Source organism: Sphingomonas sp. DMC8 (genome assembly GCF_056314185.1).
On sequence record NZ_JBQUYV010000005.1, the window covers coordinates 1 to 15,331 of the forward strand.

A 15,331-nucleotide genomic window follows, 5' to 3' on the forward strand; every position below is an offset into this window, starting at 1 on the left:
GATGCCCCCGTCACCACGACCTCCCTCGTCATGGTCACCCATTGATTCAGAACATGATCAAAAACGCAACTGTAATGATAGTCGTCGGCGCCCAGTTCCAGCCCCAGCACACGGTCGATCGCGCTGTCGCGCGCGGTGACCATGATCACGGCTTGCGTAAAGCCCTCGGCGCGCAGCGTCCAGCACAGCGTCAGCCCATCCCCATCGGGGAGATTGAGGTCCAGGACGACCACATCGGCACATTGTTCGGCGAGTGCTTCCCGCGCTTCCGCAACGCTGGCGGCAGCGCGCACGGCATGGCGTTCCCGTTCAAGCTGCTGCACGATCAGCGCACGGAGATCGGCATCGTCATCGACGACGAGAATGTTGCCGGTCGCTCCGACTGGAGTTTGGGTCATCGGGTGCATGTAGCGTTATCCTGCCTGGACGTCCCGCGCCCGATACATATCGATACAGACACCGACCGAGTGTTACGCGCGCCGGCTGCCGAGTACATGAAAAGCTACGCATTGTCGCATGCGCCTGGGGAAGGGGGGCGATAGGGCACGCACCATGCCTGTACCCGCCTCCTGTCGCGCGCTTGCGCTCTGCGTCGCCCTCGCTGCCTGTTCGTCGGGCCAGCCCTCCGGTCTCCCGCCACAGGGGCCGGTGGAGGTTGGCTATGTTACGCTTGCTGGTACGTCCGCGCCGGTTTCGGCCGAGCTGACCGGGCGCGTTACCGCGCAACTGACGGCGGACGTGCGGCCGCAGGTGGACGGCGTGATCCGCCAGCGCCTGTTCAACGAAGGCAGCTTCGTGCGCGCCGGTCAGCCGCTCTATCAGATCGATTCGCGTAGCTACAGCGCCGCTCGGGACCAGATTTCCGCCCAGCTCGAAAGTGCCCAGGCGGCGCTGGCTTCGGCGGACGCAAAGGCAAAGCGCTACGCAACGCTCCACGACGTCGATGCGGTCAGTCGCCAGGACATCGACGATGCCATCGCGAGTGCCAGGCAAGCGCGTGCGAACATTCATCTGTACGAGGCCAACCTCCGTTCCGCGAAGCTCAGCCTTGAATATACGCGCGTGCTGGCGCCGATTTCCGGCCGTATCGGCCGATCGAGCGTGACCCCCGGCGCATTGGTTACCGCCTCGCAGACCACCGCACTTGCGACGATCCAGCAGCTTGACCCGATCTATGTCGATATAACGCAGTCCAGCGATCAGTTGCTCGCCCTCCGCAAGCGGCTCGCCAATGGCAGCCTGAAAAAGGGGGATATGACGGTGCGGCTCAAATTGTCGGACGACAGTTACTACGGGCCTGCCGGCACCATCGAATTTTCCGAAGTGTCGGTGGATGAGAATGCCGGCACGGTAGTGCTGCGTGCGCGCTTCCCCAATCCGGACGGCGTGCTGATGCCTGGCATGTTCGTGCGCGTGGAAACGCCGCAAGGCGTGGTACCCGACGCGGTGCTCGCGCCGCAGCAGGGCATCAGCCGCGATGCCAAGGGCAATGCTTCTGCCCTGGTGCTCGACAGCAGTAACAAGGTTGTGCAGCGGTCCGTGACCACGCTGAAGGCGGTGGGTAATCAGTGGATCGTCACCGATGGCCTTAAGGCCGGCGATCGGCTGATCGTGCAGGGGACCGACAAGGCGATGCCCGGTGCGACGGTGAAGGCCGTCGCCGTGAAGATCGGCGGCTGATCCGATGGGCATCAGTCGCTTCTTCATTGGACGCCCGATTTTCGCCTGGGTGATTGCGATCGCGATCATGCTGGCCGGTATCGGCTGCATCTACAGCCTGCCGATCGCGCAATATCCCGATATCGCCCCGCCTTCGATAAGCATCAGCGCGACCTATCCGGGCGCGTCCGCCGAAACGCTGGAAAACAGCGTGACCCAGGTGCTTGAGCAGCAGCTGACCGGGCTCGATGGGCTGCTGTACTTCTCGTCCACGTCCAGCAGCGCCGGCAGCGTCACCATCACCGCGACCTTCAAGAAGGGCACCAACGCGGATACGGCGCAGGTTCAGGTCCAGAACAAGGTGACGCAGGCAACCTCCCGCCTGCCGACCCAGGTGCAGCAGCAGGGCATCACTGTTCAGAAATCCAATGCCGACTTCCTGATGGTCGTCGCCTTGTATGACACGACGGATCGCGTCACGTCGGCGGACATTGGCGATTATCTCGTCAGCCATTTGCAGGACGATCTGGGCCGCGTGAACGGCGTGGGCAAAACGCAGGTCTTCGGTGCGCAATATGCCATGCGTATCTGGCTGGACCCTGCCAGGCTGGCTGCCGTCAAGCTGATGCCGTCGGACGTAACCAGTGCGATCACTGCGCAGAATGCCGAGGTTTCCGCCGGGCAGATCGGCGCGCTTCCTGCAGTGAAAGGGCAGATGCTGAATGCCGTCGTGAAGGCGAAATCGCGCTTCACTTCGCCCGATCAGTTCCGCAACATTGTCGTCAAGACGCGTAGCGACGGATCGGTCGTACGGCTTTCCGACGTGGCGCGGGTCGAACTTGGGGAGGAGGATTACAGTTCCGACGCGAGGCTGAATGGCCATCCCGCTTCCGGTCTCGCGGTCCAGCTTGCCCCCGGCGCCGATGCGCTCAACACCGCGTCCGCCGTGCGCGCGCGTGTCGAACAGATCGCCAAGGGAATGCCGGCCGGCTTCGCCGTCGCCTATCCGCGCGACAGCACCGATTTCGTCAAGCTCTCGATCAAGGAAGTGGTGGAAACGCTGCTGATCGCTGTCGTGCTCGTCGTGCTGGTGATGTACGTCTTCCTGCAAAGCTGGCGCGCCACGCTGATCCCGGCGATCGCCGTACCCGTGGTGCTGCTCGGTACCTTCGGTGTCCTTGCCGCATTCGACTATTCGATCAATACCCTCACGCTGTTCGGCATGGTGCTCGCCATCGGCCTGCTGGTCGACGACGCGATCGTGGTGGTGGAGAATGTCGAGCGGCTGATGCAGGAGGCCGGATTAAGCCCGCGCGAGGCGACGATCCGCTCAATGGACGAAATCGGCTCCGCGCTGGTCGGCATCGCGCTGGTGCTGTCGGCCGTGATGTTGCCGATGGCGTTCTTCGGCGGTTCCACAGGCGTGATCTACCGGCAGTTCTCGATCACCATCGTCTCGGCGATGCTGTTGTCGGTGGTGGTTGCACTCATTTTGTCGCCTGCGCTGTGCGCCACGTTGCTCAAGGCGCCGCACCAGGATTCGCAGCAGCACGGCCTCTTTGGTCGGTTCAATCGCTGGTTCGAGCGGATGACCAACGGATATCTGCGCAATGTGGAGCGCGTTGTCGGTCGGCGCTTGCTGCACCTGGGTGTCTACGCGGTCATTGTCGTCGCGATGGTTGTGCTGTTCGTCCGGCTTCCCACCGGCTTCCTGCCGACCGAGGACCAGGGCGAGTCGATGGTGATGTTCACCCTGCCGGCGGGAGCCACGGCCGAACGCACCGACGCCGTGCGCGAGCAGATCCAGCAATTCTATCTCGGCAGCGAGCGGAAGAATGTGGCAGCAGCCATGATGCTGACCGGGTTCAGTTTCTCGGGCAGTGGCCAGAATACCGGCATGGGATTCGTTTCGCTGGCGCCCTTTGACGAGCGCACCGACAGCAAGAATAGCAGCACGGCGATCACCGGTCGGGCGATGCGCAGCTTCAGCCAGATTCGCGATGCCCAGGTCTTCGCCATGGTGCCCCCGGCGATCAGCGGACTGGGCCAGTCCAACGGCTTCACCTTTGAGCTGCTGAACACCAGCGGGCTGAGCCGAAGCGCCTTCGAGGCGCTGCGCGACAAGCTGATCGCTGCCGCGAACCAGAGCTCGAAGTTGAAGCAGGTCCGCGCCTCGACCTTGGCGGATTCCCCGCAGTTGCGCGTTACCATCGACGAACCGAAGCTGGCCGTGCTCGGACTGTCCGAAAGCGATGTGAACAGCACGCTCGCGGCTGCTTGGGGCGGCAACTACGTCAACGACTTCATCGATCGCGGGCGCGTCAAGCGCGTCTATGTCCAGGGCGAGGCTGCCGCCCGCATGTTGCCGTCCGATCTGGACAACTGGTTCGTTCGTTCGAGCAGCACCGGCGAGATGGTGCCGTTCTCCGCCTTCGCGACCACGGCCTGGGAGAAGGGGCCGAATTCGGTCTCGCGGTTCAATGGCCAATCCTCCTATGAACTCCAGGGGGAGCCGGCGAGCGGTGTCAGTTCCGGCGCCGCCATGCAGGAAATGATCCGCCTGCAGCAACAGGTTGCACCGGGCACAAGCTATGCCTGGAGCGGGCTCTCCTATCAGGAAAATCAATCGAGCGGGCAGGCGCCATATCTCTACGCAATCTCGGTGCTGGTGGTATTTCTCTGCCTTGCCGCGCTCTACGAAAGCTGGTCGGTGCCGTTCGCAATCCTGATGGTGCTGCCACTCGGCGTGATCGGCGCGGTGCTGGCAGTAAAGCTGCGGGGCCTGGAAAACGACATCTATTTCCAGGTCGGCTTGCTCACCACGATCGGACTTGCCGCCAAGAACGCGATCCTCATCGTCGAATTCGCCGAAGCCGGGCGGCTTGAGGGCAAAAACCTGGTCGAGGCGGCGCTGGAGGCGGCGAAGTTGCGCCTGCGCCCGATTCTGATGACCTCTATCGCCTTTATCGCCGGCGTGCTGCCGCTGGCGGTGGCGAGCGGGGCGGGCGCCCAAAGCCGCATTGCAATCGGTACTGCCGTAGCCGGCGGCATGCTGACCGCCACGGCCATCGCCATCTTCTATGTTCCCATGTTCTTCGTCGTGATCGGCCGGCTGTTCCACCGGAAAGCCGCCCCCCATGGCGAAACGCCCAGCCCCGAGGCCGCATGACCTTTCGCTATCGTCTTCGTACCGTCCTGCTCGCAGCCCCCGTCCTTCTGGCGGGCTGCGACATGGCACCGCATTATGTTCGCCCGGAACCCGCTGTGGCCCCTGCCTGGCCGAGCGGGGCCGCATATGAAGCGCCTGCGCCGGCCGAGCCCGGCTTAGCGTGGCAGTCGCTCGCTACCGATGCCCGGGTCCGCGCGGTGGTCGAGCGAGCGTTGGCGAATAACCGCGATCTGCGTGCCGCGCTCGCCAATGTCGCCTCGGCGCGCGCCCAGTACCGGATCAACCGCGCTTCCCAGTTCCCGACGCTCTCGGCCAGCGGCTCTGACACGATCGTCGAGCAGAAGGGCGGCTCGTCCGAGAGCTACAGTGCCAGTGCGGGCTTCAGCGGGTTTGAGATCGACCTGTTCGGTCGGCTGAAAAACCAGAGCAAGGCGGCGTTCGAATCGTATCTGTCGACCCAGTCGGGGATGCGCTCGACGCGGCTTACCATCGTGTCGGAAACCATCACCGCCTATGTTACCCTCGCCGCCGACCGCGACTTGCTGGCCGCGGCGAAGGAGACAGCGGCGAGCGCGGCCCGCACTGTGGCGCTGAACCAGTCGCTGCTCCAGGCCGGCCTGGGCACCGCCGCCGACCTTGAAAGCGCCAAAACCGTGCTGGCCCAGGCTCAGTCCGACATCGCCTCCTACACCACGCAGGTGGCACAGGACCGCAATGCGCTAGAACTGCTCGTCGGCGCGCCGGTGGAGGAGGCGCTGCTGACCGCGACGCTCCTCGATCTCGACGCCAGCATCGCGGTGCCACCCGCCGGTCTTTCTTCCGACGTCCTGCTGCAGCGCCCCGACGTGGTTGAGGCCGAGCATAGCCTGAAGAGCGCCAATGCCAGCATCGGCGCGGCGCGGGCGGCGTTCTTCCCCAAGATCAGCCTCACGTCGGCCGTGGGCCTCGCGAGCACGGCGCTCTCCGATCTGTTCAAGGGCAGCGCGAGCAACTGGACTACAACACCCAGCGCCAGCATACCGATCCTGGGCGGTGCGAACAGCGGCAACCTCGCTTATGCGCGGGCCCAGCGCGACTATTACTTCGCCAAATACCAGAAGGCCGTGCAGAGCGCTTTCCGCGATGTTGCCGACGCCTTGGCCCGGCGCGGCACGATCACGGATCAACGTGCTGCACAGGCCCGGTTGCTGGCCGCCGCAGAACGCAGTCTGACGCTGGCAGATCGATCCTATCGTGCGGGTATTTCCGCTTATCTGAATGTCCTGACGGCCCAGCGCACGCTCTATGCCGCGCGCCAGGCGGCAATCTCGACGACCTTGGCGGACCTCAGCAATCGCGTGACCCTTTATTCGGCACTGGGATCAGACTCGTCGTTGTGAACCGGTCAAGAAGTGCGTTGGCGGCAATGCATGCTTCCAACGGGGGCCGTTCTGACCAATTTTCTTGACCTCGACGCAGTTTAGGAACGTCGGCTTGCGCGGCAATGTGAGCGGTATGATTGCATGAATCAAATCATGCTTTTGTATATGGAATGGAGCGTATATGGAAATTTGAGCGTGCGGAACGTGGTTTGAGCGGCATCGGCATGCGCTTCTGGGCCATTGAGGGGGCGGCAAAATGATAGGATCCAGACTAGTGCGGTCGCGATTCTGTGGGTGGGCGATCGCCGGTTGCGTGGCATTCGCCACGACGACGACCGCAATGGCCGAAACGGTTACAGTCGCCAGTCCGGACGGAAAGGTTCGAGCGATCCTGTCGGACGACGGCGGGAAGCTGCTGTATCGCGTCACCATGGACGGGCGGTCGATCCTGGACTCTTCGCCGATCGGGATGCGGGTCGACGGTGTCGAGCTTGGCGATAACGCCCATGTCAGAAGGGTGCAGCGAACCAGGGTCGACAGAAGATACCGCTTCTTCGGCGGCAAGGTCGAAGCGATCGACCGCGCCAATGTTGCCAGCGTTGTGCTTGCCACCGGCCGAATGCGGTTCACCGTGGACGTCCATGTCGCGGATGACGGTGTCGGCGTGCGCCTGCGCCTGCCTGCAAAGGCCGGCCGCAGGATCGAAGCGGATCGTTCTGGGTGGAAGCTCGCCGCCGCGGATCCGCGCGTTTGGTCGACCAAGCTCGATCCGGGTTATGAAGAAATCTATGCGGCCACGACGCTGAGCCAATTGACCGGCCAAGCGCTGGGTATGCCGCTGACCGCGAGGATCGACCGCTATTATGTGACGATCAGCGAGGCAGCAGTAGTCCATTACGGCGACATGAGCATCACGCCCAACGCCGCCGGGTTACTCCAGGGCAGTCTCTATGCTGATCCCCAGGGCTGGACGACCGATGACGCAGTAACCCAGCCCTGGCGCGTAACCATTATCGCGCGCGACCTCACCCGGCTGGTCAACACCACGCTGATCCAGAACCTCAACCCGCCCCCTTCGCCGGCGCTCGCCAAGGCGGATTGGATACGGCCCGGCGTTTCCAGCTGGCAATGGCTGGCGATCGGCGCACCGAAAGCAGGCGACCAGCATGACTGGATCGATTGGACGCGGCAGCTCGGCTATCGCTACTATCTGATCGACGACGGTTGGGCCGACTGGAATCGCCCGTGGGAAACGCTGGCCGAGACGATCCGCTACGCAAGGTCGCAGGGTGTCGACATCTGGGTCTGGGTGCACAGTAAGCAGATGTTCGATGCCGCCCAGCGCCGCGCGACGCTGCGCCGCTATGCGGACATGGGGATCGTCGGCGTGAAGGTCGATTTCCCGGAGCAGGCCGACCATCGCTGGGCGACTTGGTATGAGGATTTCGCGCGCGACAGCGCGGCGAACAAATTGATGGTCGACTTTCATGGTGCGATGAAGCCGACGGGCACCGAGCGGACCTGGCCGAACGTCCTGAGCCGGGAGGGCGTGCGGGGGCATGAGTGGCAGATCACCCGCTACAACCGCGTGCTGCCGGGCGACCACGACACGATCCTGCCCTTCACGCGCTACGTGGTCGGGCCGGGCGACTATACCCCCACCGTCTTCGAGCCCAGGGAACTGCAGGGCAATAGCTGGGCGCACGAACTGGCGCAGTCGATCCTGTTCACCTCCCCCTACCTGTCGATGGGCGGGCATCCGCGCAGCTATCTGGAGAACCCGGCGATCGACGTACTGAAGGCCGTTCCGGCCGTTTGGGACGAGACCATCGTCCTGCCGGGCAGCGAGCCGGGCCTAATGGCGGGCTTCGCCCGGCGGCACGGCAAGGACTGGTTCGTCGCGGTCATCAATGGAAAGGAGGCGCGCCCGCTGAAGGTCGATCTCCGCTTCCTGGGCGCGGGCCCCTGGAAGCTCGTCTCGCTGGCGGACGATCAAGGGCGGCAGGATGCGTACGATCGAACCGAGCGTACGGTGCGCGCGAGCGATTCCATCGACGTGAGGCTCCGCGTGCAGGGCGGCTATGTCGGGTGGCTGCGCCCGGCACGCTGACGGCATAACCGATCGCGTGGCGATGTGGCCGCGCGCGTTCGGCATCTCTTTTCTACCCCGTCCTAAACGCGCCGAGGCGGTGCATGGAGGTTCGATCCTATTCGTAGCGCAGCGCGCGGGCGGGTTCGGCGCGGGCGGTGCGCCAGGATTGGCCGATGACGGTCAGCACGGCGATCAGCACGGCGATGGCCGAGGCGAGGAGGAAATAGCCCGGCGACAGCGCGACCCGGTCATCGAAGGTCGATAGCCAGCGCTGCATCGTCACCCAGGCGAGCGGCCAGGCGATCAGATTGGCGAGCAGCACCGGGCGGAGGAACTTGCCGACCAGCAGCCTGAGCACATCGCCGGTGGAAGCGCCCAGCGCCTTGCGGATGCCGATTTCCTTGATCCGCCGTGTCGTGTCGAAGGCGGCCAGGCCGTATAGGCCGATACAGCCGATCAGGATCGCCAGCCCCGCGCCCATGGTGAACAGTCGGGTGCGCTGCACGTCGGCGCGCTGATATTGCTCATATAGTTGCTGGTCTACCGTCACTGCCTGATAGGGCGCATTGGGCGCGATGCGGCGCCAGATCGCTTCAAGCCGGTCAAGCACCGCCTGCCCATCGCCGGTATAACGTGCGGCAAGAACGGGGTTGGCGAGGTGACTGGAACGGGAAGTATAGACCTGCGGCTCGATCGGATCGCGCGGGCTTGTGAAGCGCAGGTCGTCGACGACGCCAATCACCGTAACACTCGCGTCGCCGTCGCGCAGGGTGCTGCCCACCGCTGCAGCCGGGCTCGCAAAGCCAAGCCGCGCGACGGCGGTGCGGTTCAGCAGGACATTATACGCCGTCTTCAGGGCGCCTTCGGGCAGTCCGGGCCCGACGCTGGCATCGTCAGCGGCAAAGCGTTTCATGTCGGGCCAGCGCCCCGCCAGTAGCCTGGCGCCATAGACCTGAAAGAAACCGGGGCCGATTTCATCCTGCATTGCACTCGGGTCGTGGCCGACAGCGCCTTCGCGGTGCATCGTCGCGATGCCGAAGGTGCCGTTGCCTCCCGCTGCTATCGACGACTGGGTGACGGCGGTAACGCCCGGTACACGGGCGAGCGCGGCTGCTAGGTCATGGCGCTGGGCTGCGTCCAGGGCTTCGTCCCCGAACGAAGGCACCATCACCAGCCCATCGCGCCGAAAGCCGAGATCGGCCTGTTGCAGGTGCCGGGCCTGGGCGAAAAGCACTGCAGTACCGATCATCAGCGCAATCGCGATGGCGAATTGCAGCACGACCAGCGTGGTGCGCAGATTTCGGCCCGCGCGCCCGCCGCCCGTGGTTCCGGCTGCGGCCAGCACGGCGGCGGGTTGGAAACGCGACAGCACAAAGGCGGGATAGAGGCCGGCAAACAGACCAACCACGCCAATCAGCGCCAGTGCGGGCGGGACGATCGAGTCACTGCCCCAATAGGCGATGCGCAGATTGGTACCGCCGATGCTGTTGACCAGCGGCAGCGTGATTTCCGCCAGCGCCAGTCCGATCAGCGTGGCCAGTGCAGCAGTTGCGGTGGCTTCGGCAAGAAACTGGCCGATCAGCGCGGAGCGGCTGGCGCCCAATACCTTGCGGACTGCCACTTCGCGTGCGCGCAGTCCGGCGCGTGCCGTGGCAAGGTTCACATAATTGCCGATCGCGATCAGCAGCGCGAGCAGCCCCACCAGACCCAGCGCTGTTACGACCGCCTGGTCGCGGCCCTCGCGGAGGTGCAACGAGTCCAGCGGCAGCAGTTTTTGCCGCAGTCGCAACAGATCGGGCGGGCCGGTGAAATCCGGGTTGGGATGGCGGTTGTTGAAGTCGGTGATCTGCGGACGCAAGCGTTCTGCGGCTGCCTTGTCCGCCAGATGCAGAAAGGTGACGAGCCCCTTCGTCTTGCGGCCGAACAGCGGCGTGTCCGGCATCAGACGGCGATAGATTTCGCTACGGTAGCTGAGGCTGGCCGGCAGGTCGCGGATCACTGCGCCGACGCGGACCACGCTTGTCTTGCCGTCCATCGTCAGGGTCAGCGTCCGCCCGATTGCCGGACCGCCAGGCAGATAGGTGCGGGCGATGCGCTCGGTGATCACCGCGCCGTCAGGCGTGCGCAGCGCCGCCGCGGGATCCCCCGCGACGACGGGCAACGGGAAGAAGATGAAGTAGTTGGCGTCGACATGACCGATCGGTTCGGCGACGCTGCCATTGCCCAGCCGGACGGCGGCCTCGCCCTGAAGCAGCCGGGTGCCCTCCAGCCCCGGATTGTCGGTCTGGAGCATCGCCAGCATTTCGCGCCGATTGGGGATGTTGACCTCCGGCGCACCGGAAAACTGCATGGTCCGCTGGACAATCCAGGTCTTGTCCCAGCCCGGCAACGCATGGTCGAAGGTCGTTTCGTAGTGGACGAACAGATAGAGGATCAGGAATACCGCGACGCCCAGCGCCAGCCCGCCGATATTGACGAGCGTGAACAGCTTGTGGCGCGAGAACGAGCGATACAAAGCGAGCCAGGCGAGGCGATGCATGGAGGTCCGATCCTATTCGTAGCGCAGCGCACGGGCGGGTTCGGCGCGGGCGGTGCGCCAGGACTGGCCTATGACGGTCAGCACGGCGATCAGCACGGCGACGGCGGAGGCCAGCAGGAAATAGCCCGGCGACAGCGAGACCCGGTCATCAAAGGTCGACAGCCAGCGCTGCATCGCCACCCAGGCGAGCGGCCAGGCGATCAGATTGGCGAGCAGCACCGGACGCAGGAACTTGCCGACCAGCAGCTTGAGCACATCGCTGGTGGAAGCGCCCAGCGCCTTGCGGATGCCGATTTCCTTGATCCGCCTTGTCGTGTCGAAGGCGGCGAGGCCATAGAGCCCGATACAGCCAATGAGGATCGCCAGCACCGCACCCATGGTGAAGATGCGGGTGCGCTGCGTGTCCTGCTCGTAATAGCGCTTGTACAAATTCTCTTCGACGGTGCGGCCCTGATAGGGCTCGGCAGGGGCGATGCGCTTCCACGCGGCTTCGACGGCGTCACCGAACTTCCCGGGATCGCCGGCATAGCGGATCGTTGCGAAGGCATTGTCGAACGGCCGGCTGTCATAGCGATAAACGACGCTGCCTGCCGCCTCGCGCGGGCCGCGGAAGCGCAGATCGTCGATGACGCCGATGATCGTCATCGGCCCATTGCCTTCCAGCGGCTTGCCGATCGCATCCTGCGGGCTGCTGAAGCCCAGCGCGCCTACCGAGCTGCGGTCGATCACCACACTATAGGGGTTCTTGCCGCTGATATCGTCGCGCTTGCGCAGCGCCAGGTCGTCGCCGGGATGCGCCTTGTCGAACCAGCGCCCGGCGATCAGCCGCGCACCCATGGTCTCGAAATAGTTTTCGCCGACCGCGACGTGCATCATCGAAGGCTTGCGGATCGCTTCCTGGCCCGGTCGGTTCATCGTGGTGCGGTTGGTCATGTCCTGCGAGCCGGGCGCGTTTTCCGCCATGGTTACGCTGACGGCACCGGGCAGCGTGGCAAAGGTGCGGAGCAGCGCCGTCTTCTGTTCCGGTCGCAGCGAGGAAGAGACGAAAGAGCGGACGACGTACAGTCCGTCGCGGCGGAACCCCAGATCGGCGGTCTGGATGTGCCGGGTCTGGGCGATCATCACCGTGGTGCCGATCGCGAAGGCGATGGCGATCGCGAACTGGAAGATTACCAGCCCGGCGCGAACCCGGGCACCGGCCCGCCCGCCGCCGGGCGCACGGGCCGAGGCCAGCACCGCCGCCGCGCGAAATCCCGCCAGCACCAGCGCCGGGTAGAGGCCAGCGATCCCGCCCACCAGCAGCACGAGGAGGACCAGCGGCAGGACGATGCTCTGGTCGCCCGCATAATGGATCTTCAGCGTCAGGCCGCCGGCGGCGTTGATGAGGGGGAGTGCCAGTTCAGCGAGTGCGAGGCCGATCAGCGCGGCGAGCGCCACCGTCGCCACTGCCTCGATCAGAAACTGTCGGATCAGCGCGCGGTGCGTGCCGCCCAGTACCTTGCGTACCGCCACTTCGCGGGCGCGCAGTCCGGCGCGGGCAGTAGCGAGATTGATATAGTTGACGATGGCGATCAGCAGGGTGAGCGCGCCTACTGCGCCCATCGTCGTCACCACTGTGCGGTCGGCAGGATCGAGCAGGTGCAGATCGGTCAGCGGCAGGAGCGACTGTTCCCAGGCAGTCTTTGGAATATCTGGGCCGTAGACGTGCCGATCGGCGAAACGGTGCAACTCGGTCTGGAACGCACTTGCGGCAGCGGCGTCGGGGAAACGCAGCAAAGTCGTCAGCGACGTACTGCCCCAATGGTCGAACCACTCGCTGGCGAAGCGTCCGCGATTGACCGGCACGAAGATTTCGGAGCGGTAGCTCTGGTCCTTGCGCATATCGGCGATCACGGCGCCGACCCGGTAGTTGTACGTTCTGGAGCCGATTCCGATGGTAAGCGTGCGCCCTAACGGCGACGTGGTGCCGAAATAGGTGCTGGCGACGCGCTGGGTGATTACCATGCTGTCTGGATCGGCCAGCGCCTGGTTGGGATCGCCGGCGATGACCGGCATCGGCATCAGCTTGAAGAAGTTGGTGTCGACGGCGACCAGTTCCTCACCGGCTACCACCGCGCCTTGATGGATAATACCGCCCAGCGGCCAGAAGCGGGTGCCGACCAGTTGCGGATAATCGGCGTGGAGATGGTCCAGCTCCGCACCCATGGTGTAGGGATTCGGATCCTCCGAAACCCCTTCTATATGGTAATGTTCAGTGATGACGTAGAGCTTGTCCGCGCCCGGAATCCACCGGTCGAAGCCGGTCTCGAACCGCACGAACAGGTACAGGACCAAGAATACCGCAATTCCCAGCGCCAGTCCGCCGATATTCAGCGCGGCGAACAGCTTGTGGCGGGTGAGGGAGCGATAGAAGCTGGTGAAGGCAGACGTCATGGCGTCACTCCCGGTTCGCGGGTGTTGGAGAGATGGCGGAGCAGGGCGACGGCAAGGAGCAGCAGCACCAGCACCGTCAGGGCGCGGTCGAGCTTCACGCGGCCCTCCGGACGGCGGACAGAATCCGGCCGTCGAGCATATGCACGGTGCGCCGGGCGATATCGGCGTGGGCGGGCGAGTGCGTCACCATCACGATCGTCGCGCCCTCGGCGTTCAGCCGGGTCAGGATGTCCATCACCTGCGCGCCATTTTCGGTATCGAGATTGCCGGTCGGTTCGTCCGCGAGGATCAGCTTCGGCTCGCTGACGATCGCGCGGGCAATGGCGGCGCGCTGCTGCTGGCCGCCCGATAGCTGGTGCGGGTGATGGTTGCGGCGATGGGCGATGCCGACCCTGTCCATCGCCGCGTCGACCCGCTCGCGCTTCTCGCGGGAGGGCATCGAGCGATAGGCAAGTGCTAGCGCGACATTTTCGGCGATGGTCAGCTCGTCGATCAGGTTGAAGCTCTGGAACACAAAGCCTAGCCGGTCGCGGCGCAGCTTCGCCAATTGTGCCTCGGGCACCTTGGCGATGTCCTCGCCCTCGAACAGATAGGCGCCGCTGGTCGGCCGGTCGATCGTGCCGAGGATGTTGAGCAGCGTCGACTTGCCGCAGCCGGACGGACCCATGATCGCCAGGAACTCGCCCCGCTCCACGTGCAGGTCGATTTCGGCGAGCGCGGTCGTCTCGACCTCATCGGAGCGGTAGGCGCGGTGGATGGACTTCAGTTCGATCATGGCGGGGCTCCTTATCGGATGAGCAGGGTCTGGTAGGGGGCGTAGGTGGCGAGCGGGCTGGTGACGATGCGGTCGCCTGGGGCGAGACCGCTGGTCACTTCGACCTGGTCGGGATTGCGGCGGCCGGTGGTGATCGTCCGTCGCACGGCCCTGGCATCGCTGGTCAGCACGAAGGCGGTTGTGCCGCCGGCGTCGAGCCAGCCACCGGCAGGGGCGACCACGGCGGGGCGGTCGGCACCGAGCGTAAGGCGCACGTCGAGCGTCTGGCCGCGGTTGAGGCCCGTCGGCGGCGCGCCGGCAAAGCCGAGTTCGACGCGAAAGCGCCCTTCCGTGACCTGCGGCAGTACCTTGATGACGGTGAGCGGAATAGCGCGACCATCGAGATCGGCGACGGCGTTGAGGCCGTTGCGGACGCGGCCGAGATAGAACTGGTCGATATCGGCGGTCAGCTTCCAGGCATGTTCGGAATCGACCTGCCCCACCGTGTCGCCGGGCTTCACCATCTGCCCGGGTTGCAGCGTGAAGGCCGTGAGCCGGCCTGCAACCGGCGCGCGCACCACCAGCGCCGCGAGGCCGGCGCGCGTCATCGCGAGGCTCTCGCGCAGCTCGCCGGCCGTCGCGTCGACGCCGGAGGACTGGTCGGCGAGCATCTTGTCGGCTTCCTGCGCGCCCTTGGTGAGCGCGGCGAGGCGGGCGCGCTGATACGCCACTTCGTCGCGCAGCGGCGCCAGCGCGGCGGCTGTGACGATCTGCTTGTCGAACAAGATCTGCTTCTGGCGCAGCAGCGCCTCGGCCTTGGCCAGTTCGTTGCGGGCGGAGGCGATGTCGCGGCCGGTCTGTTGGCGGCTCTGCTGGATCGACAGGCGCTGGGCGCTGATCGAACTGAGCTGGCCGGCGATATTGGCCGAGCGGCTGGCGACATCGAGCGCGAGGTTGGGATTGGCCAGCCGGGCGAGGGGCGCGCCGGCCGCGACGGACTGGCCATCGCTGGCAAGCAGCGCCTCGACCTGACCACCGCTGACCGCCGTGACGTACACGGTCTGGAGCGGTGCCACCTGCGCGCGCAGCGGGACATAATCGGCAAAGGCGGCGCGCGTAACCGGGGCGGTGCGGATCGTCGCGGCATCGACCGCCAGCGATCCGGAGGCGGGCATCCACCACCAGAGCAGCGCCGCCGCCAAAACGACCGCCACACCGATCGCGCCGCGCAGTATCAGCTTGCGGCGACGCGCATGGGGGCGCTCGATCCGGCGATCCATCGCTGCGCCATTGTTCGGGAGAGAGGGGGCTTCCATGTCCGGCA

At 65.1% G+C, this 15,331-nt stretch carries 9 protein-coding genes; 4 read left to right on the forward strand and 5 right to left on the reverse strand.

The window, feature by feature from the left end; all coding sequences use genetic code 11:
• A partial coding sequence (locus tag ACT53K_RS11310; RefSeq protein WP_476228750.1) for a response regulator occupies window positions 1–407 on the reverse strand: 407 nt, incomplete at its 3' end.
• 145 nt (window positions 408–552) lie between these two features.
• Between ACT53K_RS11310 and ACT53K_RS11315 the strand changes: the two genes are divergently transcribed.
• The 4 genes from ACT53K_RS11315 to ACT53K_RS11330 all read left to right on the forward strand — a co-directional run bounded on the left by ACT53K_RS11315 (window position 553) and on the right by ACT53K_RS11330 (window position 8,299).
• The gene (locus tag ACT53K_RS11315; RefSeq protein WP_476228751.1) at window positions 553–1,680 is read left to right on the forward strand and encodes an efflux RND transporter periplasmic adaptor subunit; all 1,128 of its coding nucleotides are present in this window, start codon (window positions 553–555) and stop codon (window positions 1,678–1,680) included.
• A 4-nt stretch (window positions 1,681–1,684) separates the two neighbouring features.
• Window positions 1,685–4,828 carry an efflux RND transporter permease subunit gene (locus tag ACT53K_RS11320; RefSeq protein ID WP_476228752.1) on the forward strand — a complete coding sequence of 1,048 codons (3,144 nt, stop codon included), beginning with the start codon at window positions 1,685–1,687 and terminating at the stop codon, window positions 4,826–4,828.
• Complete coding sequence (locus ACT53K_RS11325) at window positions 4,825–6,207, forward strand: efflux transporter outer membrane subunit (protein ID WP_476228753.1); 1,383 nt, start codon at window positions 4,825–4,827, stop codon at window positions 6,205–6,207. The genes ACT53K_RS11320 and ACT53K_RS11325 overlap by 4 nt, the downstream gene beginning before the upstream one ends.
• Window positions 6,208–6,529: 322 nt before the next feature.
• Entirely contained in the window at window positions 6,530–8,299 is a 1,770-nt protein-coding gene (locus ACT53K_RS11330) for a glycoside hydrolase family 97 protein (protein ID WP_476228754.1), read from the forward strand.
• Between the two features lie 97 nt (window positions 8,300–8,396).
• On the opposite strand, the gene ACT53K_RS11335 is transcribed toward ACT53K_RS11330, so the two are convergent.
• The 4 genes from ACT53K_RS11335 to ACT53K_RS11350 form a co-directional block, all read right to left on the reverse strand.
• Entirely contained in the window at window positions 8,397–10,820 is a 2,424-nt protein-coding gene (locus tag ACT53K_RS11335; RefSeq protein ID WP_476228755.1) for an ABC transporter permease, read from the reverse strand.
• 12 nt (window positions 10,821–10,832) lie between these two features.
• A complete protein-coding gene (locus ACT53K_RS11340; protein WP_476228756.1) occupies window positions 10,833–13,253 on the reverse strand; it encodes an FtsX-like permease family protein in 2,421 nt (806 codons plus the stop codon).
• A gap of 94 nt (window positions 13,254–13,347) precedes the next feature.
• Window positions 13,348–14,028 (reverse strand): ABC transporter ATP-binding protein, encoded by a 681-nt coding sequence (locus ACT53K_RS11345; protein ID WP_476228757.1) that lies wholly within the window; start codon window positions 14,026–14,028, stop codon window positions 13,348–13,350.
• A gap of 11 nt (window positions 14,029–14,039) precedes the next feature.
• Window positions 14,040–15,287 (reverse strand): efflux RND transporter periplasmic adaptor subunit, encoded by a 1,248-nt coding sequence (locus ACT53K_RS11350; RefSeq protein WP_476228758.1) that lies wholly within the window; start codon window positions 15,285–15,287, stop codon window positions 14,040–14,042.
• Window positions 15,288–15,331: the final 44 nt, after the last annotated feature.

Bases quoted from the DNA above. Each gene is read 5' to 3' on its own strand.
- ACT53K_RS11345 (WP_476228757.1), bottom strand. From the start codon at position 14,028: ATGATCGAACTGAAGTCCATCCACCGCGCCTACCGCTCCGATGAGGTC.
- ACT53K_RS11320 (WP_476228752.1), top strand. From the start codon at position 1,685: ATGGGCATCAGTCGCTTCTTCATTGGACGCCCGATTTTCGCCTGGGTG.
- ACT53K_RS11335 (WP_476228755.1), bottom strand. From the start codon at position 10,820: ATGCATCGCCTCGCCTGGCTCGCTTTGTATCGCTCGTTCTCGCGCCAC.
- ACT53K_RS11315 (WP_476228751.1), top strand. From the start codon at position 553: ATGCCTGTACCCGCCTCCTGTCGCGCGCTTGCGCTCTGCGTCGCCCTC.
- ACT53K_RS11340 (WP_476228756.1), bottom strand. From the start codon at position 13,253: ATGACGTCTGCCTTCACCAGCTTCTATCGCTCCCTCACCCGCCACAAG.
- ACT53K_RS11330 (WP_476228754.1), top strand. From the start codon at position 6,530: ATGGCCGAAACGGTTACAGTCGCCAGTCCGGACGGAAAGGTTCGAGCG.
- ACT53K_RS11325 (WP_476228753.1), top strand. From the start codon at position 4,825: ATGACCTTTCGCTATCGTCTTCGTACCGTCCTGCTCGCAGCCCCCGTC.
- ACT53K_RS11350 (WP_476228758.1), bottom strand. From the start codon at position 15,287: ATGGATCGCCGGATCGAGCGCCCCCATGCGCGTCGCCGCAAGCTGATA.